Here is a 23866-nt window from a genome sequence, read left to right as displayed (position 1 = left end):
CCCTCCTAAGGACGTTTTGGGGAGTCCGAAGGCCGCTTCGCATGGCATGGGCTTCAGTTGGCAATTGCGTTGAGCGACGGTGCGGAAAGACCCTCTTGGCGCTGCTAGTTAACGCTATGTACAACTTTGCCGATCCCCCTTCACCTTTTCTGGTATGCCGAGAGCTTTAAGCTCTCTCCCAGTCTAGTAGAGGGACTTCAAGCCTCTCTTGCCCCCCCTTCTCCCGACCTGGGAGAAGGGGTTGGGGGATGAGGGCAGATTGAAAGTTACACATCCCGTCTAGTTAGGGAACGGGAATGCTGGCAGATTGGTCGAGGAGCCACCAGAGTTCGCCTGCGGGCTGAATCAGGCGGGCGGGGTAGGTGTCTGAATCGCCTTCGAGGGCGAAGATTTGGGTCAGGGCGGGGCGCTTGTTGGCTCCGGCGACGAGGAAGATGACGCAGCGGGCGTGGTTGATCAGCGGCGCAGTGAAGGTGATGCGGGGCTGCCCGTCTTTGTTGCCGACGGTGATCAGGCGATCGCCCACGGTCAGCGCCTTCGTGTGGGGAAACAGCGAGGCGGTATGGCCGTCGTCGCCGATGCCCAGCAGCACCACGTCTAACGTGGGAAAGTCTCCGGGTGCAAGCTGAAAGACCCGCTGCAAATGCTGTTCATAGAGGTCGGCAGCGACGGCTGGGTCGGCAGGCGTTGTGTCCATTGGGTGGATGTTTGCAGCGGGAATGGGCACCTGGTCGAGCCAGGCGCGGCGGGCCATGCCTTCGTTGCTGTCGGGATGGTCGGGCGGGACGTAGCGCTCGTCGCCCCAAAAGACCTGGATTTTGTCCCAGGGAAGGGGCTGCTGGGCGATCGCCTCGTATAGCGGCTTGGGCGTGCTGCCGCCCGACAGCGCAATCGAGAAGGTTCCCCGCTGGGCGATCGCCGCTTCAGCCCGCTCCAAAATCAGCGCCAGCGCCCGATTCACAATGCCTGCCACGTCTGGCAATACTTCAACCTGTCGAGTTACCTGTTGAGTCATGCGTCCCTCACTTACACCACAGCATGTCACCACTCCGACAAGCGTATCGGCACAAGTCGAAAAGCACGGCAGAACTGCTATTTTTTTTCAGACTTGCATCCTGTTTGGTGTTTAATTGTCCGATGGACACCTGTGCAAAAGCATCTCATTTTTCCCAAGGCTTCGCTTTCCCAAGCTTTGACGAAGTTCGATCCTCAAGCGCGATCGCGCTTGTCCAATGCCGTCTCTGAGATGCCGTCTCTTTAAGTAACTGCCGTCTCCAGCGGGTCGCTGTCTCTGAGCAATGGGATCAACCTTGTCTCTGTCTCTAAATGTCGCTGAAAGTCGCTGAATATCGCTATCCCTAAAGATTCCGAGAATGGCCAGTTTGAGAATGACAAGCGCGAAACTGCAACGGCTGATTTACCTGTGTCTTGTATGAACCGACCTGTATGAACCGACCTGTAAAATTCACCTGTGAGACTCACCTGTAAAACCAACCGATGAAACCGACCTGTGAACCCTCACGATAGGCTGATGCGGGCGGGTTTGTTTTTGTTCACCCCTAATCTTGTGAATCCCAACAAATCGAAATTACCGTTATGACATCGATTAAACCTGCTGGCCGCATCACTGCTCCGCTGGCTTCCCGCATTCTGAAAACAGTCGGAATCATTATCACGCTCTCCGCGCTGATCGACTTCTTTATTCTGCCGATTCCCTATCGACTGCTCGATCGCCAATGGCAGCTTGCTTTTACGACTCAGTTTGTCGATCGGGGCATCGTGCCGCTGGTGGGGTTGGCGCTGCTGTTTGCAGGATATTGGATTGACCATGCAACCGGAACGCTCGATGAGCGGCGACCGGGGCGGACGCGAGATCTGCGATTTTGGGCACTACTGTTAGCCAGCCTTTTGGGTCTCATTTATGTGCTGCTGTTCCCCCTACATCTCAACAACCTGCGGCTCAACAATGCGGCGGCCCAAGAACAAATCAACCAAGAAGCCGAGCAGGCCGAAGGACGGCTAGATCAAAGTCTGGCGACCGCATTGCAGCAGCAGCGGGCCCAGATTGCTCAACTGCTCAACGCCAGCGACGAGCAGATCGAGCAGGCGGTGCGGGCAAACCAGATTAACCAGGAGCAGGCGAACCAAATTCGGGAGTTTAAGCAAAATCCAGAGCGGCTGGAGCCGTTTTTGCAGGAGCGCGTGCAAGAACTCCGCTCGCGGGGACAGACTGAAATCCGCACCCGCAAGGAAGATGCCCAGGCGACGGCCCGCACAGAATCCATCAAGTCGGGTCTGCGAATTGGGCTGGGTAGCCTGGTGCTGGCCGTGGGCTACATCATTATTGGCTGGACGGGGCTAAAATCGCTGGATTAGCGGTTTTGCAGCGAAGCGTCTTGATGTTTTCGATTTACATCCTCACCTACAACGAAGAGATCGACATCGCGGACTGCCTGGAGTCGGCGCTGCTATCGGACGACGTGGTGGTGGTGGATTCCTGTAGTGGCGATCGCACGCTGGAGATTGCCGCTCAATTTGCCGAGCGCCATCCCGTCCGGATTGTGCAGCACGCCTTCGAGAGCCACGGCAAGCAGCGCACCTGGATGCTGGAGTCCATTCCGCCCAAGCATCCCTGGATTTATATCCTAGAGGCGGACGAGCGGATGACTCCGGAGCTGTTTCAAGAGTGCTGCCAAGTGATCCAGTCCGAGGAGCGGGTGGGCTACTACGTCGCCGAGCGGGTCATGTTTATGAACCGCTGGATTCGTCATAGCACGCAGTATCCCCGCTATCAGCTCCGGCTGCTGCGCCACGGCAAAGTTTGGTTTGAGGACTATGGCCACGCCGAGCGTGAGATCTGCAACGGGCCCACGGGCTTTTTGCAGGAAACCTATCCCCACTACACCTGTAGCAAGGGCTTTAGCCGCTGGATTGACAAGCACAACCGCTATTCCTCGGACGAAGCGGCGGAAACCATGCATCAGTTGCAGCAAGGAACCGTCAACTGGCGATCGCTCTTTTGGGGTGCTTCGGAGGTGGAGCGTCGCCGCGCCCTAAAAGACCTGTCTCACCGCCTGCCCGGCCGGCCGCTGCTGCGGTTTCTCTATATGTACGTTGGGTTGGGGGGCTGGCGGGATGGCGGGCCGGGGTTTACCTGGTGCGTTCTGCAAGCCTTTTACGAATACCTGATTTTGCTCAAGGTGTGGGAGTTGCAGCAGGCGACGACCCACCCGCAGACCGCCTCTCCGCAAGTTGAGTCGGGATTCGCCAAATCCCGCCTGGATACAACCGTGCAACAGGCAGAGGCCGCTGAGTCGGGCGATCGCTCTTCCCCAACCGCCTAAGCTGGAAAAACTCTCAAAACTCTCAAAACTCTCAAAAGTATCTGCTGAGAAACAGGGAATGTAGCCCTGAAACTTGAAATAATTCTTTACAAATCGTACAAATAAGGTAACGTGCTAACTGAGGATGGCAGTCCTCCCAAAACAGGCTCCTCTAAAGCAGCACTGATAACCCCGCCTTAACCTGCTAGATTGTAGATTCAGATACTTTTTTACAAACGCTTTTTACCGCCGCTTTCTCAAGCGCTCTGTCCACCTTCGGCTTATCTATCTCGACTTGTTGATCCTCGGCTTGTTTATCAGGGAGATACTGGTTTGTCCGTTCTTCAACGCTTCAAGCAGGATTTGAAAAACGACCTGATCGCAGGTCTGCTGGTGGTGATTCCGCTAGCTACGACGATCTGGCTGTCGTTTACGATCGCCAGCTGGGCGATCGCCTTTTTGACGCGCATTCCCAAGCAGATTAACCCGTTTAACGATTTTCCGCCGATTTTGGGCGATTTCCTCAATCTGGTGGTCGGCTTCACGGTGCCGCTGGCGCTGATTCTGCTAATCGGGCTGATGGCTCGCAACATCGCCGGACGCTGGCTGCTAGATGTGGGTGAGCGCCTGCTGCAAGCCATTCCGCTGGCAGGGGCAGTCTACAAAACCCTGAAACAACTCCTGGAAACGCTGCTGCGCGATACAAATGACCGTTTTCGGCGAGTCGTGCTGGTGGAATATCCCCGGCGCGGCGTGTGGGCGATCGCCTTCGTTACCAGTGCATTCACCGCCGATATCGCTGGCCCCCTGTCGGGCAAGATGCTGAGCCTGTTCATTCCCACTACCCCCAACCCCACGACGGGCTGGTATGCAGTCGTGCCAGAAACCGAAGTCATCAACCTGGCAATGTCGGTAGAAGATGCGTTTAAGGTGGTTGTCTCTGGCGGCATTGTCGGCCCCAACTTGGCCAGTGCGCTGCCCGCAGGCGGACTGCCACCCGGAAACCCGCCCACGGGAACCCTTGCGACGGGCGGGCTGAACCCTGCTAACGTAGGAACGAGCAGCTATGGCGATCGCCCTGCGGCGGCCAAGGACACCCGTCCCCTCGATCTGGTTTTGGATGAACCACTCATGGAGCCGCCGTTTGAAAACGCCTCCCCCGAAGCCAAGCGTCAGTCCATGCCACTGCCATCCGACCCAACTTGAGCCTTTCCGCCAGCCTGCCCTCTGTTTCCACTCGAATTTTTTAAGGATTGAGAACCCGAAATGCAAGCTCGACGCATCGCGCGAGAACTGGCGCTGCTGAGCATGAGCCAGCTTCCCTCCAAGCCCGAAAAACTGGAGGCTCAACAGCTTCAGTCCGTCGCCCTGGCCGCTGTGCGGACGCTGACAGGCGAAGTTCACGACCTGCTGGAAACCGCCGCCGCCGAGGTCGAGCGGGGGAGCGATCGCCTATTAGCCAGTGAAACCAAAGCCCAAGATCTGGACAGCGCCCGCGTCATGGTGAAAGAAGCGCTGGAACTAGCTCAGGCAGCCATCAACCGGATTGGCACCGCCGTCGAACTGCCGGAAATTTTGCAACTCGCTAACCATCAGGAGGTGCGCGACTACACCCTGGCGCTGCTGCAAACCGTCAGCATCCGCCGCGCCGAAATTGACCAGATTATTTCCGCCGCAATGATAGACTGGCAGCTTCATCGGCTTCCCCAGATCGACCGCGATATTCTGCGGCTGGCCGTGGCGGAGTTTCAGTACATGGGCATTCCTGACAAAGTGGCCATTAACGAAGCCGTTGAGCTAGCCAAGCGCTATAGCGACGACGACGGACATCGCTTTATCAATGGCGTGCTGCGGCGGGTGGTCGAAAAGCCCGAAGACAAGCCCGAAAACAAGCCCGAAAACAAGCTCGAAAAAGCCTGAAGACCCCTCAGATCATCCGCTGCCCAGGCTTTCCAGTTCTAAATGTTCTAGATAAGGCTCCGTATAAGGCGCTATCAGACTTTCCCAGCAGCCATTCTGATGGGCCGCACTTCCAGTCTTGCCCTGTCCCAGGCTGGCGGAAATCTCTTTACCAGGAAAGACGCAAGCACTATAAGCTAGATGAAGCGGAAATCTGGATGCAGCGGCTCCAGGCGCTCTTGGGCGTTTGCTCCTGATCCAGAGCAATATCCCTAACTCCCCGACCCTCCCTATGTCGTCGTTTAATTGGTTCAACCGTCAATACGAAAACCAGCCCGCCGAGGCAGAGCCAGAGCCACTGAAAGACGCTGCCCCAGCGCCAGAGTCGCAAGCGTCTGCCGATGCTGCTGCGGGTGAAGCGGCGATCGCCCAAGACTATCTCGCCTGGGCCAAGTCTGCCTACAAAAATATTCAAAAGCGCCAGCAAGAAGCCTCTGTGGTCACTGCGCCCGCAACTGCCATAGAGCCAGAAACAGAACCCGCTACAACAGCCGAAGCAGAGTCAGGGGCGGCCAAATCGGCTGCTGCCAGAGAAACCGCATTGAAACCCGCCGAAGCAGTAGCGCCCAGCGGACTATCGACGGCTGCCGCGCCAGAAACCCTGCCAGAAACCGCGCCAGAAACCGCGCCAGAGACGGCTGCGCCCCCGCTCCCCTTTTGGGCACAGGCTGAGGCCGAGCGTCAGGCCCGCTTGGAGCAACTCAAAGCAGAAGCGGCTGAAGCAGCAGCGGAAGCTGAAAAACTGGCTCCTGAAGCAGCTAGCCCAACGGACTCAGCCCCAGAGCCAGATTTACCCCTGGATGAAAGCTTTCTCTGGTCGGCGCAGGTGCTAGCCTCCCAGGGCCGCCGAGCCGACCAAGTAGACCTAGAGGAAATCACCTGGCTGAAGCGCCTGCGCCAGGGACTCGACAAGACGCGGCGCAGCCTGGTGAACCAACTGCGGGCGATCGTGGGTCAGGGACCGCTCAACCAGGACGCGGTGATGGAGATCGAGTCGCTGCTGCTCCAGGCAGACGTGGGCGTGGAGGCAACAGATCGGATCATCGAGCGCTTGCAGGACAAACTCCGCCAGGAATCTCTGCCCCCTGAAGCGGCGATCGCCTACCTCAAACAAATCCTGCGAGACATGCTCGACAACCCCGGCGGCAAGCCTATTAGCCCCACCTTTGCCCCAGAGAAGGATACCCTGAACATCTGGCTCATCACAGGGGTCAACGGCGCAGGCAAAACCACAACCATCGGCAAAATCGCCCACATCGCCCAAAAATCGGGCTACAAAACCCTGATTGGCGCAGCCGACACCTTCCGAGCCGCAGCCGTACAGCAGGTAAAAGTGTGGGGCGATCGCAGCAATGTAGAAGTCATCGCCAACCCTGGCAAAAACACCGACCCCGCAGCCGTTGTATTCGACGCAATCACGGCTGCCCAGGCACGGGGCACTGAACTGCTGCTCATTGACACAGCCGGCCGGCTGCAAAACAAGAAAAACCTGATGGATGAACTCGCCAAAGTTCGCCGCATCATCGACAAAAAAGCGCCAAATGCGCGTATCGAGTCGCTGCTGGTGCTGGACTCCACCCTGGGGCAAAATGGCTTGCGTCAGGCCGAGGTTTTCTCCGAAGCCGCCCAGCTAAGCGGGGTTGTGTTAACCAAGCTAGATGGCACAGCCAAAGGCGGCATCGCGCTGGCCGTCGTGCAGCAGTTGGGGTTGCCCATCCGCTTCATCGGCGCAGGCGAAGGGATTGAAGATTTGCGCCCCTTCTCCAGCTATGAATTTGTGGAAGCACTGTTGAGCGGCTAGTCTGGACTGTATGCTTTAACCTCGGCTATATGCTAGTCTAGTCCCCCCAAAATCCTGACTCATGCCCCCTCAACCCTCAACCTCCGAGGAAGCGCACCTGCTGGCCCGCATCGCCCAGCAGGACGAATCCGCTCTATCGACCCTGTACGACCGCTATGCGCGAGTGCTGTATTCCCTGGCGTTTCGGATTTTGGGATCAGTCGAAGAAGCAGAGGAAATTGTACTCGATGTGTTTAGTCAGGTATGGAAGCTAGCAGGGCGCTATGATCCCCAGCGTGGAAGGGTAGACGCATGGCTGTTCATGCTCACCCGCAGCCGCTCGCTTGACCGACTGCGATCGCTCCAGCGGGTCAGCAAAGTCGTCGAATCTTCCACCGACGCTATAAAAATAAATCCCCAGTCACAGATCTCAGATCCAACTGAAGACGTATTAATTAGTGAACGGCGTGAGCGTGTGCTGGCAGCAATGCAGCGATTGCCTGTAGAACAACGCGAGGTGATTGAACTGGCTTACTATCAAGGACTAACCCATGTAGAAATTGCAGCCAAGACAGAAAAATCTCTGGGAACGGTGAAAACACGCATCCGTCTAGGGCTGAATAAGTTACGACAGCTGCTTGACGCGCTCGACTGGCTTGAGTGACGGGCCTCTCTAGCGATACCTCCTTATTTCTGATTTATTTCTGAGAGGTAAGAGGTCTCTGAGGCAAGGAGGTGAGAAGTCTCTACATGCGAAACTGCTTCGATCAAAACTTGTGCGAAACCTACGGGGATTAAAACCTACGCGGATTAAAAACTGTGGGTTGACAACCATACCTAAAGCTTGCACCTGGAAAACTTGCTCTGAAGACTTGAGCTAACGAGCTTTCGGGCAGCGCCTTTCATGAAAGGTCAGGGATTCCCAACGATGTGTCAAGCAGTCAGGGTTCAGATTGCTACGCATGTCGTGCAGACAGCGCACAGACAGACTATAAAAGTACGGACTATAAAAACATGACGATACAACAAACAGGCAACAACACCTCAGCCAGGATGCGACTACAGTGCTGCTGTCATACAGTGTTGCCTTCATAAGGCTTGCGCCTGAAATGGGCAACTCAAAGCGGGCAGCTCAGAACGCAGTGTGGCTGAGAGCGTAATACGACCGAAAGCATCTATGCTTCGCAGTGATGTTAGGGATCTATCGAGAAGTATCAAGATAAACATGGATCAGTATAGAAAAACGCTTGGCGAACGGGTTCGGCACCGTTGGAATGCTTACCAAATCCACAAGCTAGGATGAAGAAATGATGATAGAAGTAGCTATGGATCACGACCCTTGCTTGTGTGACTTGACTGTCCTGTATGCCCTTGGGCTACTTGATGAGGACGGGCTTCAGCAAATTCACGATTCCATAAAAGAATGTCCAGAACTGGCTACTGAAATGGTCGAACTGGAAGAAACTGTGGCAACCCTGCCCTACAGTTTAGATTTGATGTCGCCTGCTGCTGACCTGAAAGATCGCCTGTTTCAACGCATTCATCAGGACTCGGTTCGACCTGCTAGCTCAGGTATCTCTTCTGAAGTCGTATCCCCGCCACCCGCAAAACCGGCAGCCTCCTTTTCGTTCCGTCAGATGCGCGAGGCGGTCGCAGCTGCACGGGTACTAATGCGCCAGTTTTCTAGCGGCAATCGACTGACGGTGCGCGGCCGCAACCTCGACTGGCAGCCTTATCGGGTTCCTGGCGTGTCTGTCGCGCCGCTCTATGTGGATTTGGCAAAGCGAGAAGTCACTGCGCTGCTCAAGGCGGAACCCGGTGCAGTCTATCCAATTCATCGCCATGCAACTGCCGAAGAGATTTACATGCTTGACGGCGATTTGAGAATTGACGGCGAGGTATACGGCGCGGGAGACTATATCCGCTCTCGTCAGGGAACTGTGCATGAGCCATCTGAAACGGTGGGGGGCTGCATGTTTTTGGTGCGGACTTCGCTAGACGATGAGTATTTTGAGCTTCAAACGCGCTAAGTGATCCATATTCGGCGCAGACCTTTTTGATTCTCTCCGGCTGCATCATCTGTGTCTCAGCTTCAGCGGCTTACCATTGCGCCTGCTCAGATCAGCGGATCTAATATCCGGCTAACGCCAGAGCAGCAGCACTATTTGTGGCGGGTGTTGCGGCTCCGGGCGGGCGATCGCCTTTTGGCAATGGACGGTCTAGGACACTGCTGGCTGGTTGCCGTCGAGCCGCCCGACCAGATGCAAATTCTGGAGGAACAGATCCCAATCGCACCCACAGAACTGCCATGCTCTGTCGCGCTGCTGATTGCCATGCCCAAAGGTCAGGGATTGGACGATATTGTTCGCCAGGCAACGGAACTGGGCGCATCGCAGATTGTGCCGATTTTGAGCGATCGCACGCTGCTTAACCCTAGTCCCCAAAAGCTCGACCGCTGGCGGCGCATTGCCCAAGAGGCCGCCGAGCAATCCGAACGGCAGTTTGTGCCAACGGTCTTTGATCCTCAGCCCTGGGGCAAAGCGCTGAACGACTGGAATGCGGGAACCTGTGACGCTTATCTGTGCGAAGCAAGGGGCGATCGCCCCCATTTGCTCAGCATCCTCTTGTCAGCCCGTAGAGCATCCCCTTCGACAAAACCGATTGCAATTGCCATTGGCCCAGAGGGCGGCTGGACGGATGCCGAAATCGACGGGGCGATCGCCGTAGGCTATCGAGTCGTGTCGCTGGGGCGGCGCGTGCTGCGAGCCACTACCGCACCAGCAGCCGCGCTGTCAATCCTTGCAGCGGCCCTAGAGCAAGACACGTCTTCCATCGGCTAATTTTTTTGATTGGTTGAGTTGATACAAAGTTGGGTGAATGAATCCTACGTTTCAGTCATGGCAATAATCTGGGCGATCGCCAACTGTAACTGCGGAAACGTCGGCGACACAATCGAGGTTTCGCCCTGGTATTGCTGCGCCTGGTATTCCCCATCAATCAGGGAATTAACTGTGATGGTTGGCTGCTTGGGAGAGCCGATATACTGCACACCGCCCAGCCCTGCATAATCCACAATCCAATACTCTAAAATTCCCAAGGTTTCGTACTCATTCAGTTTAATTCGATAGTCATCGCGCCAGTTGGTGCTAACCACTTCAATCACCAGAGGCGGTGGAATATACGCCGCAGCCGGGGCAGAACTTTCACGCATTCTGTCCCATTCTTCTTTGGCAAACACGACGATATCTGCCTTGCGGCTGGATTGAGGTTCACCGGACCCAGCGACAAGCCTTACTTGTTTGCCCTGGCGAGGTACGTAGGGCAGCTTGAGCGATTGGCAATGATCAACCAAAAGACGACATAATCCCTCCACGACATCCTCATGTTTCGCAGTTGGTTCGCTGAGGGGCATCGCAACTCCATTCACCAACTCAAAGGACCTGCCGGAGCCATCATCCCAGTTGAGAAATTCCTCAAAGGTAAGGGGCTTTTTGACAATTGCAACCATCGCGACTTATCTCTGGTTTCAGTGAGTTGGCTACCTCTAGCTTAAACAGGATTTACACAGAGAGAATAGAACTTACGCATCTGCATGATGGCTAGGAGCCGCGCCCGCGAGAATTCCAAAAACTTGGCACAAGATCAAATTTCAAGACAAAAAGCTAAACAAAAAGCTGCCGTTGAACCCTTCAACAGCAGCTTCCAATCCAGCCAAAAATTTAATCTAGCCTCAAAAAATCTAGCCAAGACCCAAGCAAAAGCCAGCCCTAGCCCTGGGGTCTGACCTGACGCGCCATGTCCAGGAACGGATTTAGGCTAGGACCAGGACGACGACGGCCGCTCCGGCTGCTGCTCAACACCACAAAATTCGGCGCAAAGGTTTGGTCAGCCGCAGGCGCAGCCTCAGGTGCAGGCTTGGCAGCCGGGGCCGCCGCAGGTGCCGGAGCCGCGGGAGCCTTGCCATTAGACGTGATATCCGTTGTAGGAGGCGCAACCGCAGCCACAGCCGCCGCAGGTGCAGGGGCAGCCGCAGGCGCTTCGGTCGTCGCAGGGGCAGCAGCCGCCACCGGAGCCGCAGGCGCAGCACTATTAGAAGGCTCAGCCTCTAGAAAATATTCTGAAGACTTGCCCAAGCCCAGCAGCTTGCCCAGTCCACCCAAAAACGAGAACAGTCCCCCAAGTAGTTTCTTAATTAAACCCATTGTTGCGATCGCTCCAAGAAATGCGTCTGTGTGTTCAATGCGTCTATGTGGTCGCAAAAGCTTTTGTCGTCAAGAAAACGCAGGAGAACCCCTAGATTTTCTCGCTCGTCATCTAATCTTTTGGCTGAACGTGCTGCTCCGGTCGCTTAGCATATCAGCTTTGAGTAAAAATACTTAGAGCCTTCTCTGGAAGCCAGACTGAGCAAGATTTCAGCTACTCCTATTATCCCTGTCAATGGACATCCAGAGATGCGTTGTTGACCAAGTTGATCAAAAAATTTTAGACACCGTGGATCAGTGGTAACGCCCCAGTTCCCCTCTAGGCCTGGAGTTGATCCGCCAGACTCACTCGCTGCCACCAGCGATTTAGTGGGTAATAAAGCGCTGGTGCCCAGAGGCTACTGAGAATGGCAGAGCAGAGGGCAATTTGCTGGTGATAGTTCCAAATTTCTGAAAGCGTGCGGGAGGAAAGGCGATCGGGCACCCGCAGATCTTGAAGCATGAATTGAAACGCCGTCACGGTTTCCGCAATCACCGCCATGCCAAACACAATTAGCGCCACCGAAATAAAGTCTTCCTGGATATAGCGCTGCTTTTGAATAAGTGCTGTGAGAATGCCGACCAGCGCGAGACTCAGCGTGTGGGTTGGGTTGGCCGCCGTCATGCCGTCTTGCAGCAGTCCCAGTGCAATTCCGGCGATCGCACCCTGCCAGGGCGATCGCTTGATACTCCAGGCCACAACCCAGATTAGCAGCCAGTTTGGCCCCACCCCCAGCAATTCCATCCCTACAAACCGGGTTGGCAAAACCAGCAAACAGGCCAAGACCGAGCCAGCCGTCACCAGTGCATTTAGCGCCTGCCTCAAATAAGGACTCAGAAGCAGCAAATCATTCATAGCACTTAGGCAGGATATCAGGGCAAGGTCGAGTCTGATGGCGGTGGGGGCGGCGGGGGCGGTTCAGTGGCAGCAGGTTTTGGATTGGGCGCAACCAGCACCCAGTCCAATGTGCTAATCGGGGCCGATAGTTCAACAATCGCCTCTGGGGCAGGGCTTTTGCTAAAGTCTACTGACTCAATGCGCCCCACAGGCAGCCCCGGCGGAAACAACTGGCTGAACGACGACGTAGACACGACATCCCCCGGTTTCACATCCGGCACCTTTTCAAAAAACTCCATCACTGCCCGATTGCCCGACTGCCCCCGCATATAGCCCATAAAGCGAGAGCGGCTAACCGTCACGCCGATACGACTGGTGGGGTCGCTCACCAACAGCACACGGCTCGTATTTGCCGTCACTTGTACCACTCGCCCCACCAGTCCGCCCGTTCCGGAGACAATAGAGCCAACTTCTACCCCGTCTCGCCGGCCCCGCCCCAGAGTCACCTGCTGCCACCAGTGGTCAGCGCTGCGCCCAATAATCGGAGCTGCAATCCCCGGTTGTGGCTGCGTTGTATTGTAGTTCAACAATTCTTGGAGTCGGCGGTTTTGGCTTTCTAGCTCAATCAAGCGCTGCTGCAACTCCTGCACCTGGGCGTTATCCAGGATTTCGGCGCGAGTCGGGCCTTTAGCCTGAAACGGGGCGCTGATCGCTCGATATAGCTCCAGCACAAATGCACCCTGGGTTTGCCTGAGCATCCATGCAGTGCTGAGAGCCAGCACTGCTAGCCCCAGCCGCAACCCATTCTTCCCCCACCATCGACGCAGTACGTACATTAGCCGCGCTCAATCCTCATCGCCAGCGCTTCACACAAGTCCTAACATGCCTAATATGAATCCTGAGAGGAGTTCCGACGAAAACTTGGAAATACTCGCTCAGAACACCAATTCGGAATACCTGTAAGGTATACAGCCTTACGCTACATATTGCGAGAGTGTCCGCTAAAGACCCGCTCAAGCTGCTTGAAGTTTTCTAGAACACGCCCAGTGCCCAGCACTACGCAGCTCAGCGGATCCGCTGCAACGTGAACCACAATTCCGGTCTCATGGCTGATCAGGGTATCTAGCCCGCGCAGCAAGGCTCCGCCCCCTGCCAGCATGATACCCCGATCGATGATGTCTGCCGCCAGTTCGGGAGGGGTGCGCTCCAGCGTGCGCTTAACGGCTTCGATGATGACCGACAGGGGTTCTGCCATCGCTTCACGGATCTCTGGCGCTTTCACCGAAACAGTGCGGGGCAGCCCCGACAGCAGGTGTAGCCCTCGAACATCCATGATGATGTCGTCATGGTTGTCCGTTGGATAGGCGGAGCCGACCGTGATTTTGATTTCCTCTGCGGTACGTTCCCCAATCACCAGGTTGTGAACCTTTTTCATGTATTGGGAAATGGCCTCGCTTAGCTCGTCACCAGCGACCCGCACCGATTCGCTCAGCACCGTGCCCTGCAAGCTCAGCACAGCGACCTCGGTGGTGCCACCGCCGATGTCGATAATCATGTTTCCAGTCGGCTCTGCCACGGGCAAGCCAGCCCCAATGGCGGCTGCCACGGGTTCGTCAATCAGATAAACATCTCGGGCCCCCGCCTGGGACGCAGCTTCCATCACAGCCCGGCGCTCAACGCCCGTCACGCCACTGGGAATGCCGATCACAATCCGAGGGGAAACGAGCGTCCGACCTTCATGGACGCGGCGGATGAAGTGCTTGAGCATTAGCTCAGCTGTGTCAAAATCTGCAATCACCCCATCCCGCAGGGGGCGTAGGGCCATCACGTTTCCGGGTGTCCGCCCCAGCATTTTTTTGGCATCTTCGCCAACGGCTAGGGGTACTTTCTCGTTTTGGTCAATGGCTACTACTGATGGTTCTTGAAGCACAATGCCCCGACCCGAAACGTAGACCAGGGTGTTTGCTGTGCCCAGGTCGATACCCATGTCGCGTGACAACGAGAAGCGGTTAAAAAGTCCCACTAGCCTAACAAGCTCCTAGTTACAAAAACACTACTGCGATCGCTCTAAATGCCCCGATAACTCAGGTAAAATCCTTGGCTGGCACCTGGTTAACGCTTCTGAGGTGATGACGATGCTCAGGGGTAAACTTGCAGATGCTGCTCGGTGAACCGGACTCCCCTTTTCAGAAAGCCACTTTGCTTTTGAAAAGCAGCTTTGCTATCAATGCTGACCGGATTCGTTATGCCTTAAGTTCACTCCATCTGCCCTATGCTGCTAAGCCTATGCCCTCAAAATTAATGTCTCCAAACAATATCTCAGAGTTCCAACCTGATTCCAAAGACCTATAAGCATGGAAGAGACTCAAGCACAGCATCCCAACTCCGTCGATGGGATTGTATTACGATTTTTGTCAACCGTCTAGTCGGAATATGCCTAAGATGCTGATCGAGTTTGGGCTGACTGAGTGAATGAGGGCGATCGCCCCTGCTTGAAGGTCAGCCGCCAACATCCTGTTGCTATCTCCCAGCTTGATCCGGTCATTGAACCCTGACAGATTGCACCCCGCTCACGATACCGCAAAACTGACCCCTGTGGCGCAAGATACCAGGAAGATTGCCGGAAGGTGGATAGATGGGGGCGATCGCCAACAGTGCGATCGCCTGTCGATGCTGATTTGAACGTCTTTCAAGCGCTTGCTGAAGCGAAAAAGTTTGGGCAGAATAGTGCGGCAATTAGGGGAGCAACCGCCTCAAAATCTGGCGAGATCCTGTTAGAATAGAACAGGTATACTATCTGAAGCGATATGCAATTCTAATCATTCCTCTCAATTTTTTAGGAATTAATTTTGAAAGGATTGATCGATTCAGTTTTCTGCGTATCTGGCTTTAATTTCTGTTTCCAAAGTTTTGATTTTAAGTTTGGGGAATGTCCTATGAGCTTAAACGTCGTTACCCTGGTGGGTCGAGCGGGTCGTGATCCGGATGTAAAGTATTTCGAGTCGGGCAGCGTGGTCTGCAAGTTTACGCTGGCAGTGAATCGTCGCACGCGCAACAGCGATGAGCCAGACTGGTTCAACCTGGAGATGTGGGGCAAGACGGCTGAGGTGGCTGCAAACTATGTCCGCAAAGGCAGCCTGATTGGAGTCAGCGGCTCTCTCAAGTTTGAACATTGGAAAGATCGAGCCACTGGAGCCGATCGCTCTGCGCCCGTGATTCGGGTTGACCGAATGGAATTGCTGGGGTCTAAGCGTGACAATGAGGCGGCGGCAGCCTCTGGTGGCTATGCCGATGATGAGTTCTAGACAGCGCGGCTTGAGTTTTAGCAAGGGGCGATCGCCTATTCGACAGAAGCTCACCTTTTGCGCGTGCCCCTGAGCATTCCCCCAAAGGTCTGGCATATTTTCACGGTCGCTTCAGTTTCCTCACAAAAGGGTTCTGGGGCACTCAGTGCTGTTTCAGGTTCCCCTCAGCCAGAGCCGCCAAGATGTGAGTTATCTCGGAAAGGACTCCCAAGCCTTGCCAATAGCGGGCCGGAACCTTCCACGGATTGACTAACATCAAGGAGGTTCTCGATGAAACGGATTGTTCTCATGGCGCTGTTTGCGCTGGTGCTGTCTACAGCCGTTGCTCCAGCGGCACTTGCTCGGAGAGGAACCAGCACCTGTCCTTTGGATGGAACCCGCTGCGTTGGATCAGGGGGCGGCGGTGACTAGGATTGGGCGATCGCACCGTTGTGGTGTAGATGATAAAAGACCCTGGCAGAATTTCAAATCTTCTGACAGGGTTCTTGATGAAGCTAGCAAGTCTTACCAACTTTTACGCCTAAAACTTTTATGCCTGAAGAATGCTGCAGGCAGCGATTTCAGCCGTCTCTACTGCGCCGTTCATATAGCCCTGGGATTCTAGAGAGCAGTGTTCCCCTGCAAACCAGAGATTGCCCACGCGCTCGATTTCGGCTCCGGCGATCGCCGTCCACTGCCCGGGCCGATAGCAGGAATAAGACCCCAGCGCGTGGGGTTCGGCCGCCCAAATTGCCCGGAGCGATCGCCCTTTTTGCACTTCAGCAATGCCTGGAAAGATCTGGTCTAGATCAGCGGCGAGCGCCTTGGCGTGGGTGGCGGGGCTATCGGCCGCCAGCAATACGCCCTGTCGTCCCGCCCGCAGGTCTGTCACCCAGGCGCTCGGCCCCGGCGAGTAGCGGGCGCTTTCCCAGGTATTTTGAAAATCCAGGTCGGTGTAGACGCTAATGGTGGAGCCGTAGCGGGTGCGCCAGATCCGCTCCTGGAAGGGGACGGCTAGCTTGCTGCTGGTGCCATAGCCCAACTCGGCGATCGCCTTTCGCTTCACAGGCGGCAGGTCTATCGCGAGTTCCACCTGTCGCAGCACCGAAAACGGAATGGTCAGCAGTACCTTTTCGTAGCTGCGCTCGATGCTCTTGCCGTCTTGTCGCAGGCTGACGCGATAGCGCCCATCGGGGGCGAGGCGAATCGATTCCAGAGCAGTGTTGAGGGCGATCGCCCCCGCAACTCGTTTTGCCAGCGCTTCAGGAATCGACTGGTTGCCGCCGACCACATGCCAACGCTCGTCGCTGTCGCCGTAGGTGCTCCACTGCCCCACCTCTGTCCCGATCAGATAGAGCATGTTCAAGCAGGACATGTCTTCTGCGTCTCGCCCAAATTCGGTGATGTAGGCCACCCGCACCAGTTGGTGAATCACCGGGTCAATCTCTGCCGCATCCAGATATTCTGCTAGCGACAGCCGATCGAGCTGGGCGGCGTGGTCATTATGCTGGCGATAGGTGATGCCTCGCCCCATCGCCAGCAAGTCCTGCGTGATTCGCTTGGCGAGGGGCGCAAACCGCTCCACCACTGCCTCATGGCTCACCTTTTGCCCCTGAAAATACAGCACCTCCGGCTCTAGCCCCGCATCGGCCGCCCTCAGGTCAGACAATTCCAGACCCAATTCTGCGGCTAGAGCGCGGATGTGGGTATGGCGCGTGTCGATAAATTCGCCACCCAGTTCCACGGTTCCTGGCAGTCCATCCGGGTTTCGCACAGTCCGCAGCCGACCGCCGATGCGGGCACTGGCTTCGACTAGCTCAAACGGCACACCCGCCTGCTGGAGGCGATAGGCAGCCGTTAATCCTGCCACGCCTGCGCCCACAATCAGCACAGGCGATGGGTTCGCGCTAGAGCGAGCAGACTGCCCAGACGCTTGAGGGCGATCGCCCCCTACCGAGTCTTCCATTCCCAAACTGCCCATCCCCAGCGTGCCACCCAGCACCGCGCCTGCCTGCAACACGCGCCGCCGCGACAAGTGTGCATCCAGCCATCCCGCCGCTTCGGGCAGAGACATTTGTGTTTGCTCAGACCATTGTGAAATTCGATAAGCTCGACGAAAAAGCGTAATTAATCGACTTCTAGACATACAAAACGAAAAACTAAGAAAGACTGGGAACAGGCCCCCGGCTCAAAAGCCAGCCGTTATCTAGAGTGACAGTAGCGGCTTCTCACGGGCGCTACACCTTGCCATCCTGCATCCCCAATCGTCACGCTAGCGCTTTTTTTAGCGAACGGGTGTAAACCTGATGGGCGATCGCCATCCACACGCGCCCCCGCATAGAAGCGCACGCCATACCTAAAAGCACCAACCTAACACCAACCTAATCAGACACAACCCCACCCTGGGGCGCAGCCTGACTATCAGGCTGGGTTTTGTTGAAATATGTTTCCAACACCTGCTTCACCATCGGCGCAGCCACCTTGCCGCCGCCGCCCTCCGGAGAGTTCTCGACAAACGCCACCACGACAATTTCTGGATTATCCAGCGGAGCATAGCCGCCATACCAGGCGTGGGATTTGCGCGGCGGGTCTTCGGCTGTGCCCGTTTTACCCGCATTGGGCGGCAGACTGGGCGTGTTCATCACCTTACCCGTGCCGCTACTAACCACCCGCCGCAGCCCGTCTTGCAAAATTCTCAGCGTGGTGGGACTTAGACCAATTGGTGTTCGCCAAGAGCGGCTCGCTTCCTGGTCTTTTAGCAAATGGGGACGCACCAAATCGCCGCCATTCGCGGGCACCGCAAACATCACCGCCACCTGGAGCGGCGAGGCCTGCATATAGCCCTGACCGATGGACATGTTGATGGTGTCGCCGATGAACCACTCTTCATCCAGGTTTTCGCGCTTCCAGTCCGGATCAGGCACTAGTCCCGCCGATTCTTCAGCGGCCAGCTCAATGCCCGTTTTCCGGCCAAAACCGTAGCGCCGCGTCCACTCAATCAGCGGCTCATGGCCCATGCCCATCGCAGTCTGATAGAAAAACGTGTCGCTGCTCCAGGCCATGGCTCCGCGAAAATCCAGCGGGCCAAAGCCTGCATTGTTCCAGTCCCAAAACTTGATGCCGCCGACTTCGATGTAGGGGCGCGTACGGAGAACGGTGCTGGGGGAATAGCGCCCCGACTCAATCGCTGCCGTAGTAGTGACAATCTTAAAGGTGCTGGCCGGCGGATAGCCCTGGAGCGCCCGGTTGACAAACGGATAGGACTTGCTCTGAAGCTCCTGCCACTGAGCATCGGTAATGTGGGTAGAAAACAGATTGGGGTCAAAGGCAGGACGGCTGACGAGCGCCAGCACGGCTCCGTTGCGCGGATCGAGGGCGACGATCGCCCCTCTGCGATCGCCCAGCACCGTTTCCGCCGCTTTTTGCAAATCCAGATCTAGCGTCAGCGTCACGGTATTGCCCGCCCGTGCCGACTTTTCGCCCAACACCCGCAGCACATGGCCCATCCCGTCCACCTCGACCTGCTGCCCGCCCCACTGTCCTCGGAGTTGCCGCTCGAAGGCGGCCTCCACGCCCATCTGCCCAACCACATCCCCCAAGCGATAGCCCTCTTCGCGCCGTCGCTCCAGGTCTTCGTCCGACATTTCGCCCGTATAGCCCAGCACATGGGCCGCCAGATCCCCGTGAGGATAGTAGCGCACCGCCTCTGCCTGCACTTGCACCCCCGGCATCTGCTGGCTAAACTCGGCCAGCGCCGTCACTTGGGCGGGGCTGATGCCACGAGCAATGCGGAGCAGTTCTGGCGAACTGTAGCCGGCCTGATCCAGCCGCTTCTGGATATTCTCTTCAGGAATGTTAAGGATTGTGGACAGTCGCTTCACAATCGGTCGCCAGTTGGACTGGCGATTGGCAATCGGCCAGAGAAACACCGCATAGGAAAGGCGGCTGCCTGCTAGTGTCCGCCCTTTGCGGTCGAGGATTCGCCCCCGCTCCGGCTGTCGGGGAATCAGCCGCACCCGGTTGTCGTCTGCCAGTTGCCGATTGTATTGCCCTTCGACCAGTTGCAGATAGGCCAGGCGAGTGCCGATGCCTCCCAGCAGAGCGACGGTGACGGTGAGCATCACCACCAGCGATTGGTAGGACTTGCCCACGGTGCGGCCCGTTGGTTGCCGCACGGTTGGCGGATTTTGCGTCAGCGTCATAAATGAAAACGCGCCCTCTGACAGAACCTCTGAAAACCAGTGCAGGTTGGAGAAACTTTGGATGCTTAGTAAATCATTAGTAAATCAATTCACATAGTTTACCGCCATTGATCCCGGTATTGATCCCTGGCGCTGTCGGACTCGGATTTGTCTATCTCTGGGTACAGGGCGATCGCCCCCACATCCCAAACCTGCCATAGCCGCTGCCGAAATGACTCAGTCCAAATCGCCAAACGGTATACCAAACAACCGTTGATTACCCTGGCTTCTTTGAAGATGAATGAAAAGTTAGCCGGATGAAATGTCTGTTATGCAACATCTGTCCTGCAATGTCTGTCCTGCAACGTCTGTTATGGCATGTTGGCGGCTATCTGCGTAGCTCCAGCTTGAAAAGCGCATAGCGATAGTCGTGACCCCGTTGCGGGCAAACTGACTTACAAGCTGAGTCGCTGTCCCTGAATTGGGAAACGCCCCGACATTCGAGCATTTCCATCTCGCGAATTTCCATCTTGCGAATTTCAAATCCAGCAATTTCAAATCCAAACAGTTTCAAATCCAGCAATTTCACGAGTCTACAGGCTTCATCCCTTAGGATATTTACAAGTCATCAAAGTACGAGTCATAAAATCATATAGAATCAGGCGCTTGTCTTCCCCCTCGTCGCCCATAGAGACACACATACTCACATAAGGACTCAACTGCTAAAATCTCAGACCTAAGCCTTGACCACTGCCCCGTTCTAGCAGAATCTCTACAGGGAATTTGCCACATGGCACAGACCATCACCCCAAATCAGTCCACGGTAGAAACCGAAACCCAATACGATGTCGAACTCCGCAAAGTCTTCAAGGTCTTTGATGGCTACACGGCAGTTCGCGGTATCGATCTGAACGTGCGGCAAGGGGAGTTTTTCAGCATTCTCGGCCCTTCCGGCTGCGGCAAAACCACGACGCTGCGGCTGGTGGCGGGGTTCGATGAGCCAACAGCAGGCGAGGTGCTGCTTCAGGGTCGGTCGATGGTGGGTGTGCCGCCCTATCGCCGCCCGGTGAATACAGTATTTCAAAGCTACGCGCTGTTTGGACACATGACCGTGTGGGACAACGTAGCGTTTGGGTTGCGGCTAAAAAATAAGAGCAAGGCAGAGGTTCAAAAAGCGGTTGGAGAGGCACTGCAACTGGTCAAGATGGAGTCTTTTTCCCGACGCTATCCGGCTCAGCTCTCTGGCGGACAGCAGCAGCGCGTCGCGCTGGCTAGGGCCCTGGCAAACCAGCCAACCGTCGTGCTGCTTGACGAGCCATTGGGAGCGCTAGATTTGAAGCTGCGGAAGGAAATGCAGGTGGAGCTTTCAACGTTGCATCGAGAACTGGGCGTAACATTCATCATGGTCACCCATGACCAGGAGGAAGCCCTCAGCCTGTCCGATCGGATTGCCGTGATGAATGAGGGGCGGGTGGAGCAGATCGGCACGCCTAGCGAGATTTACGAGTTTCCAGCTACGCCCTTTGTGGCAGATTTTATTGGCGAGACGAACCTATTCCAAGGGTACGTGGCGGCAGCAGATCCAACGCTGATGAAGGTGGAAACTGAGCGCGGACTCCAGATGGTCGTGAAGCCGACAGAGGCTTGCCCTGGTGTAGCAGCGGAGCCTGTGGTAGTTAGCATTCGCCCTGAAAAGGTGCGGCTGTCGCTGGAGCATCCTGGTAGCGAAATGAACTGTTTTGAAGGGCGACTCCGGCACACTATGTACCTGGGCACCCATGTCCACTATGTGGTCGATTTGCCGACGGGGGATATGGTGACGGTCATGCGCCCAAATCGCCCAGAATCGATGCCCCAGATTGATACGCCTGTGTACGTGTCCTGGTCGGCGGCAGATGCCTTGCCCCTTGCAACTCAGCCTGGAACCTAGAGCCTGGAACCTAAAGTCTGAAACCCAGGACTAAGCACGAAGGCGTTGGGAGTCAAGATTGGATGCACTCCTTAGAATTACTGCCCTCAAAGGGGGTGGTTATTCTTTGTATGGACACCGCAGTTTTAGGAGATTTGCTATGCCTCCCTATCGATTTTCTGGTCGTTCCAATTCTGAATCCTCGCTGAGGCGGAATCCTGGTGGTGGGCGATCGCCCTATCCCTTCGCCTCTCGCGCCAGCCGTCGTCGCTTTTTGCAGTTGTCGAGTGCAGCTTTCTCTGGCGTGCTGCTGAGTAATTGCGCCCGAAATATTGGTACGACGGGCAGTTCTGCCGCCACAGACTCCGCCGCCTCGCCGCCCAGCGGCGGAGACAGCACCCTCCACGTCTATACCTGGTCAGCCTATATCGATGAAGACCTGCTGAAGGGCTTTGAGCAAAACACCGGGATTAAGGTCATTGCCGATGTCTATGACTCCAACGAAACCATGCTGGCGCGAATGCAGGCCGGCGGCGGCAGCCAGTACAGCATCGTCTATCCTTCCGACTACATGGTAGAACTCATGATTGAGGAAGACATGCTGCTCGAAATTGACCAAGATCGGGTTCCTGGCTACGCTGATCTCCTGGATCAGTGGCGAGATCCCCCCTACGACCCCGGCAACCAATACAGCGTGCCCTATACCTGGGGCACAACAGGTCTGGTCTACAACAAAGAATTGGTGAAGAAGCCCATTACCGACTGGTCTGACCTGTGGGAACGAAAGTCTGAGCTATCTCGCAGAATGACCCTGCTCAACGACGTGCGTGAGGTCATGGGCATGGCGCTAAAGATGCTGGGCTTTTCCAACAGCACCCAAGATCCCAAAGAAATTGAAGCTGCCTACAAAAAGCTGCAAGAACTCAAGCCCGCCATCAATGCCTTTACAACCGACGGTTGGCGAGATCAGATGGCGGTGGGCGATCTGGCCGTGGCCCATGCCTACTCGGTGGATGGCATTGATATGGTGCTGGAAAATCCCCAGCTAGAATACGTAGTGCCGTCCAGTGGGGCAACGGTATGGACAGACACCATCGCCATTCCCAAAACGGCTCCTAACGTTGATGCCGCCTACCAATGGATTGAGTATTCAGTCGAGCCGCAGACGGCGGCAAAGAACCTGGGACGACTGAAACTGCCCACGCCCAACCAGAAAACGCTAACACTATTGCCAAAGGAGCTGGTCGAAAACCCAGATCTCTTCCCCCCCGAAGAAATTCTGGCGAAGTGTGAGGTTCTTGCCAATGTGGGCGAAGCGGTCGATATTTATGATCGGTACTGGACGCAGTTGACCAGCGCCTGACCCCGTTTTTGAGCGATCGCTCTCAATATTTTTCCACTATGGCAACCTCCGCTCCGCTCTCCCCGACTCCAGAAGTCGAACCCCAGCGCCCTGCCAGCAAGGGACTCAAGCAGCGGCTGATGGGTTTGATTCAGCCCTTTGTCTTGCTGGGGCCGCCAGGGCTTTGGCTGTTGCTGCTGCTGGTCGTGCCAACGCTGATGATTTTGGAACTGAGCCTGATTCCAGGATTTCGTCCCGGCAGCCAGCCTGCCCCCTACGGACTGGGCAACTATGCCAAAATCTTTGAGCTAATCGACGGTCAAGCGATTTATCTGTGGGTGATTGGGCGATCGGTGTTTTTTGCGATCGCCAGTACGCTCCTTTGCCTTGTGCTGGGCTTTCCCGTCGCCTACTGGATTGCGGTGATGGCTCCTGCCCGCTGGCGCAACCTGCTGCTGGTCAGCTTTGTGCTGCCCCTGTGGACATCCTCTCTGCTCCGCTCCTACGCCTGGATCACCATCCTCCGTCCAACGGGTGTGTTGAATTCGCTGCTGAGTACGCTGCGTTTACCAACGCTGGATATCCTGAATACCCAAACCGCTGTGATGATTGGATTGGCGTATAACTTTTTGCCCTACATGGTGCTAATCCTCTACGCTTCGCTGGAGCGGCTCGATAAGCGGCTACTAGAAGCGGCGGCCGACTTGGGTGCAACACCCCAGCAGGGCTTTTGGAAAGTGACCGTGCCCCAGACGCTCCCTGGCATTGCCGCTGCCTGCCTGCTAGTGTTTATTACCAGCCTGGGGGATTTTGTGGTACCTGAACTGCTGGGCGGCGCGTCTAGCATGACCATGGCCCGTCTGATTTACAACCAGTTTCTCGGCGCAACCCGCAACTGGGGCTTTGGCTCTGCCCTCAGCATGGTGCTGATTGGCGCGATGGGGCTGGGCATTGTGCTGCTGCTGAAATATGGCGATCGCAAGCTAGAGAATTACTAATACCCCTCCCG

Annotated in this window: 21 protein-coding genes and 1 pseudogene; 13 read left to right on the top strand and 9 right to left on the bottom strand. The window is 56.0% G+C overall.

Going from position 1 to position 23866, the window contains the following annotated elements; translation table 11 throughout:
• Positions 1–283 precede the first annotated feature (283 nt).
• On the bottom strand, positions 284–1015 hold the full coding sequence (gene pgl / locus IGS16_RS21665; protein ID WP_297089078.1) for a 6-phosphogluconolactonase: 732 nt from the start codon (positions 1013–1015) through the stop codon (positions 284–286).
• A gap of 581 nt (positions 1016–1596) precedes the next feature.
• Here pgl and IGS16_RS21660 point away from each other — a divergent pair.
• The 8 genes and pseudogenes from IGS16_RS21660 to IGS16_RS21625 all read left to right on the top strand — a co-directional run bounded on the left by IGS16_RS21660 (position 1597) and on the right by IGS16_RS21625 (position 9902).
• Entirely contained in the window at positions 1597–2376 is a 780-nt protein-coding gene (locus IGS16_RS21660; RefSeq protein WP_297089077.1) for an HpsJ family protein, read from the top strand.
• Between the two features lie 23 nt (positions 2377–2399).
• Entirely contained in the window at positions 2400–3344 is a 945-nt protein-coding gene (locus IGS16_RS21655; RefSeq protein ID WP_297089075.1) for a glycosyltransferase family 2 protein, read from the top strand.
• A gap of 312 nt (positions 3345–3656) precedes the next feature.
• Positions 3657–4286 (top strand): annotated as a pseudogene (locus IGS16_RS21650) (DUF502 domain-containing protein); the annotation flags it as partial.
• A gap of 303 nt (positions 4287–4589) precedes the next feature.
• Positions 4590–5243 carry a transcription antitermination factor NusB gene (gene nusB / locus IGS16_RS21645; RefSeq protein WP_297089071.1) on the top strand — a complete coding sequence of 218 codons (654 nt, stop codon included), beginning with the start codon at positions 4590–4592 and terminating at the stop codon, positions 5241–5243.
• Between the two features lie 271 nt (positions 5244–5514).
• The gene (ftsY, locus tag IGS16_RS21640) at positions 5515–7083 is read left to right on the top strand and encodes a signal recognition particle-docking protein FtsY (protein ID WP_297089069.1); all 1569 of its coding nucleotides are present in this window, start codon (positions 5515–5517) and stop codon (positions 7081–7083) included.
• Between the two features lie 61 nt (positions 7084–7144).
• Positions 7145–7726, top strand: a complete 582-nt coding sequence (locus IGS16_RS21635) for a sigma-70 family RNA polymerase sigma factor (protein WP_297089067.1) — start codon at positions 7145–7147, stop codon at positions 7724–7726.
• A 661-nt stretch (positions 7727–8387) separates the two neighbouring features.
• Positions 8388–9092 (top strand): cupin domain-containing protein, encoded by a 705-nt coding sequence (locus tag IGS16_RS21630; RefSeq protein WP_297089065.1) that lies wholly within the window; start codon positions 8388–8390, stop codon positions 9090–9092.
• A 51-nt stretch (positions 9093–9143) separates the two neighbouring features.
• Entirely contained in the window at positions 9144–9902 is a 759-nt protein-coding gene (locus IGS16_RS21625; protein ID WP_297089064.1) for a 16S rRNA (uracil(1498)-N(3))-methyltransferase, read from the top strand.
• A gap of 44 nt (positions 9903–9946) precedes the next feature.
• Here IGS16_RS21625 and IGS16_RS21620 read toward each other — a convergent pair whose 3' ends face one another.
• From IGS16_RS21620 to IGS16_RS21600, 5 genes are all read right to left on the bottom strand, one after another.
• Positions 9947–10570, bottom strand: a complete 624-nt coding sequence (locus IGS16_RS21620) for a Uma2 family endonuclease (RefSeq protein ID WP_297089062.1) — start codon at positions 10568–10570, stop codon at positions 9947–9949.
• Positions 10571–10829: 259 nt separating this feature from the next.
• Positions 10830–11264: a hypothetical protein gene (locus IGS16_RS21615; RefSeq protein WP_297089060.1), complete on the bottom strand. Its 435-nt coding sequence runs from the start codon at positions 11262–11264 to the stop codon at positions 10830–10832.
• Positions 11265–11583: 319 nt separating this feature from the next.
• Positions 11584–12159, bottom strand: coding sequence for a rod shape-determining protein MreD (gene mreD / locus IGS16_RS21610; protein ID WP_297089058.1), 576 nt, complete (start codon positions 12157–12159; stop codon positions 11584–11586).
• 17 nt (positions 12160–12176) lie between these two features.
• Positions 12177–12977, bottom strand: a complete 801-nt coding sequence (gene mreC / locus IGS16_RS21605) for a rod shape-determining protein MreC (protein WP_297089056.1) — start codon at positions 12975–12977, stop codon at positions 12177–12179.
• A gap of 143 nt (positions 12978–13120) precedes the next feature.
• The gene (locus IGS16_RS21600; protein ID WP_172358799.1) at positions 13121–14128 is read right to left on the bottom strand and encodes a rod shape-determining protein; all 1008 of its coding nucleotides are present in this window, start codon (positions 14126–14128) and stop codon (positions 13121–13123) included.
• Positions 14129–15077: 949 nt separating this feature from the next.
• Here IGS16_RS21600 and IGS16_RS21595 point away from each other — a divergent pair.
• Positions 15078–15446: a single-stranded DNA-binding protein gene (locus IGS16_RS21595; RefSeq protein WP_297089052.1), complete on the top strand. Its 369-nt coding sequence runs from the start codon at positions 15078–15080 to the stop codon at positions 15444–15446.
• A gap of 270 nt (positions 15447–15716) precedes the next feature.
• Complete coding sequence (locus IGS16_RS21590; RefSeq protein ID WP_297089050.1) at positions 15717–15857, top strand: hypothetical protein; 141 nt, start codon at positions 15717–15719, stop codon at positions 15855–15857.
• 118 nt (positions 15858–15975) lie between these two features.
• Here IGS16_RS21590 and IGS16_RS21585 read toward each other — a convergent pair whose 3' ends face one another.
• The 3 genes from IGS16_RS21585 to IGS16_RS21575 all read right to left on the bottom strand — a co-directional run bounded on the left by IGS16_RS21585 (position 15976) and on the right by IGS16_RS21575 (position 19860).
• Positions 15976–17499: an NAD(P)/FAD-dependent oxidoreductase gene (locus tag IGS16_RS21585; protein WP_297089049.1), complete on the bottom strand. Its 1524-nt coding sequence runs from the start codon at positions 17497–17499 to the stop codon at positions 15976–15978.
• A gap of 307 nt (positions 17500–17806) precedes the next feature.
• The gene (mrdA, locus tag IGS16_RS21580) at positions 17807–19627 is read right to left on the bottom strand and encodes a penicillin-binding protein 2 (protein WP_297089046.1); all 1821 of its coding nucleotides are present in this window, start codon (positions 19625–19627) and stop codon (positions 17807–17809) included.
• 98 nt (positions 19628–19725) lie between these two features.
• Positions 19726–19860 (bottom strand): hypothetical protein, encoded by a 135-nt coding sequence (locus IGS16_RS21575; protein WP_297089044.1) that lies wholly within the window; start codon positions 19858–19860, stop codon positions 19726–19728.
• 536 nt (positions 19861–20396) lie between these two features.
• On the opposite strand from IGS16_RS21575, the gene IGS16_RS21570 reads away from it, so the two are divergent.
• From IGS16_RS21570 to IGS16_RS21560, 3 genes are all read left to right on the top strand, one after another.
• Positions 20397–21536 (top strand): ABC transporter ATP-binding protein, encoded by a 1140-nt coding sequence (locus IGS16_RS21570; protein WP_297089042.1) that lies wholly within the window; start codon positions 20397–20399, stop codon positions 21534–21536.
• A gap of 139 nt (positions 21537–21675) precedes the next feature.
• Positions 21676–22878 (top strand): spermidine/putrescine ABC transporter substrate-binding protein, encoded by a 1203-nt coding sequence (locus tag IGS16_RS21565; RefSeq protein ID WP_297089040.1) that lies wholly within the window; start codon positions 21676–21678, stop codon positions 22876–22878.
• Between the two features lie 119 nt (positions 22879–22997).
• A complete protein-coding gene (locus tag IGS16_RS21560) occupies positions 22998–23855 on the top strand; it encodes an ABC transporter permease (RefSeq protein ID WP_367185857.1) in 858 nt (285 codons plus the stop codon).
• The last annotated feature ends 11 nt before the right edge of the window (positions 23856–23866 follow it).

This window comes from Thermoleptolyngbya sp. C42_A2020_037, from assembly GCF_015272455.1.
Classification (GTDB): Bacteria; Cyanobacteriota; Cyanobacteriia; order Elainellales; family Elainellaceae; genus Thermoleptolyngbya.
This window is presented reverse-complemented; position numbering and strand designations above follow the sequence as displayed.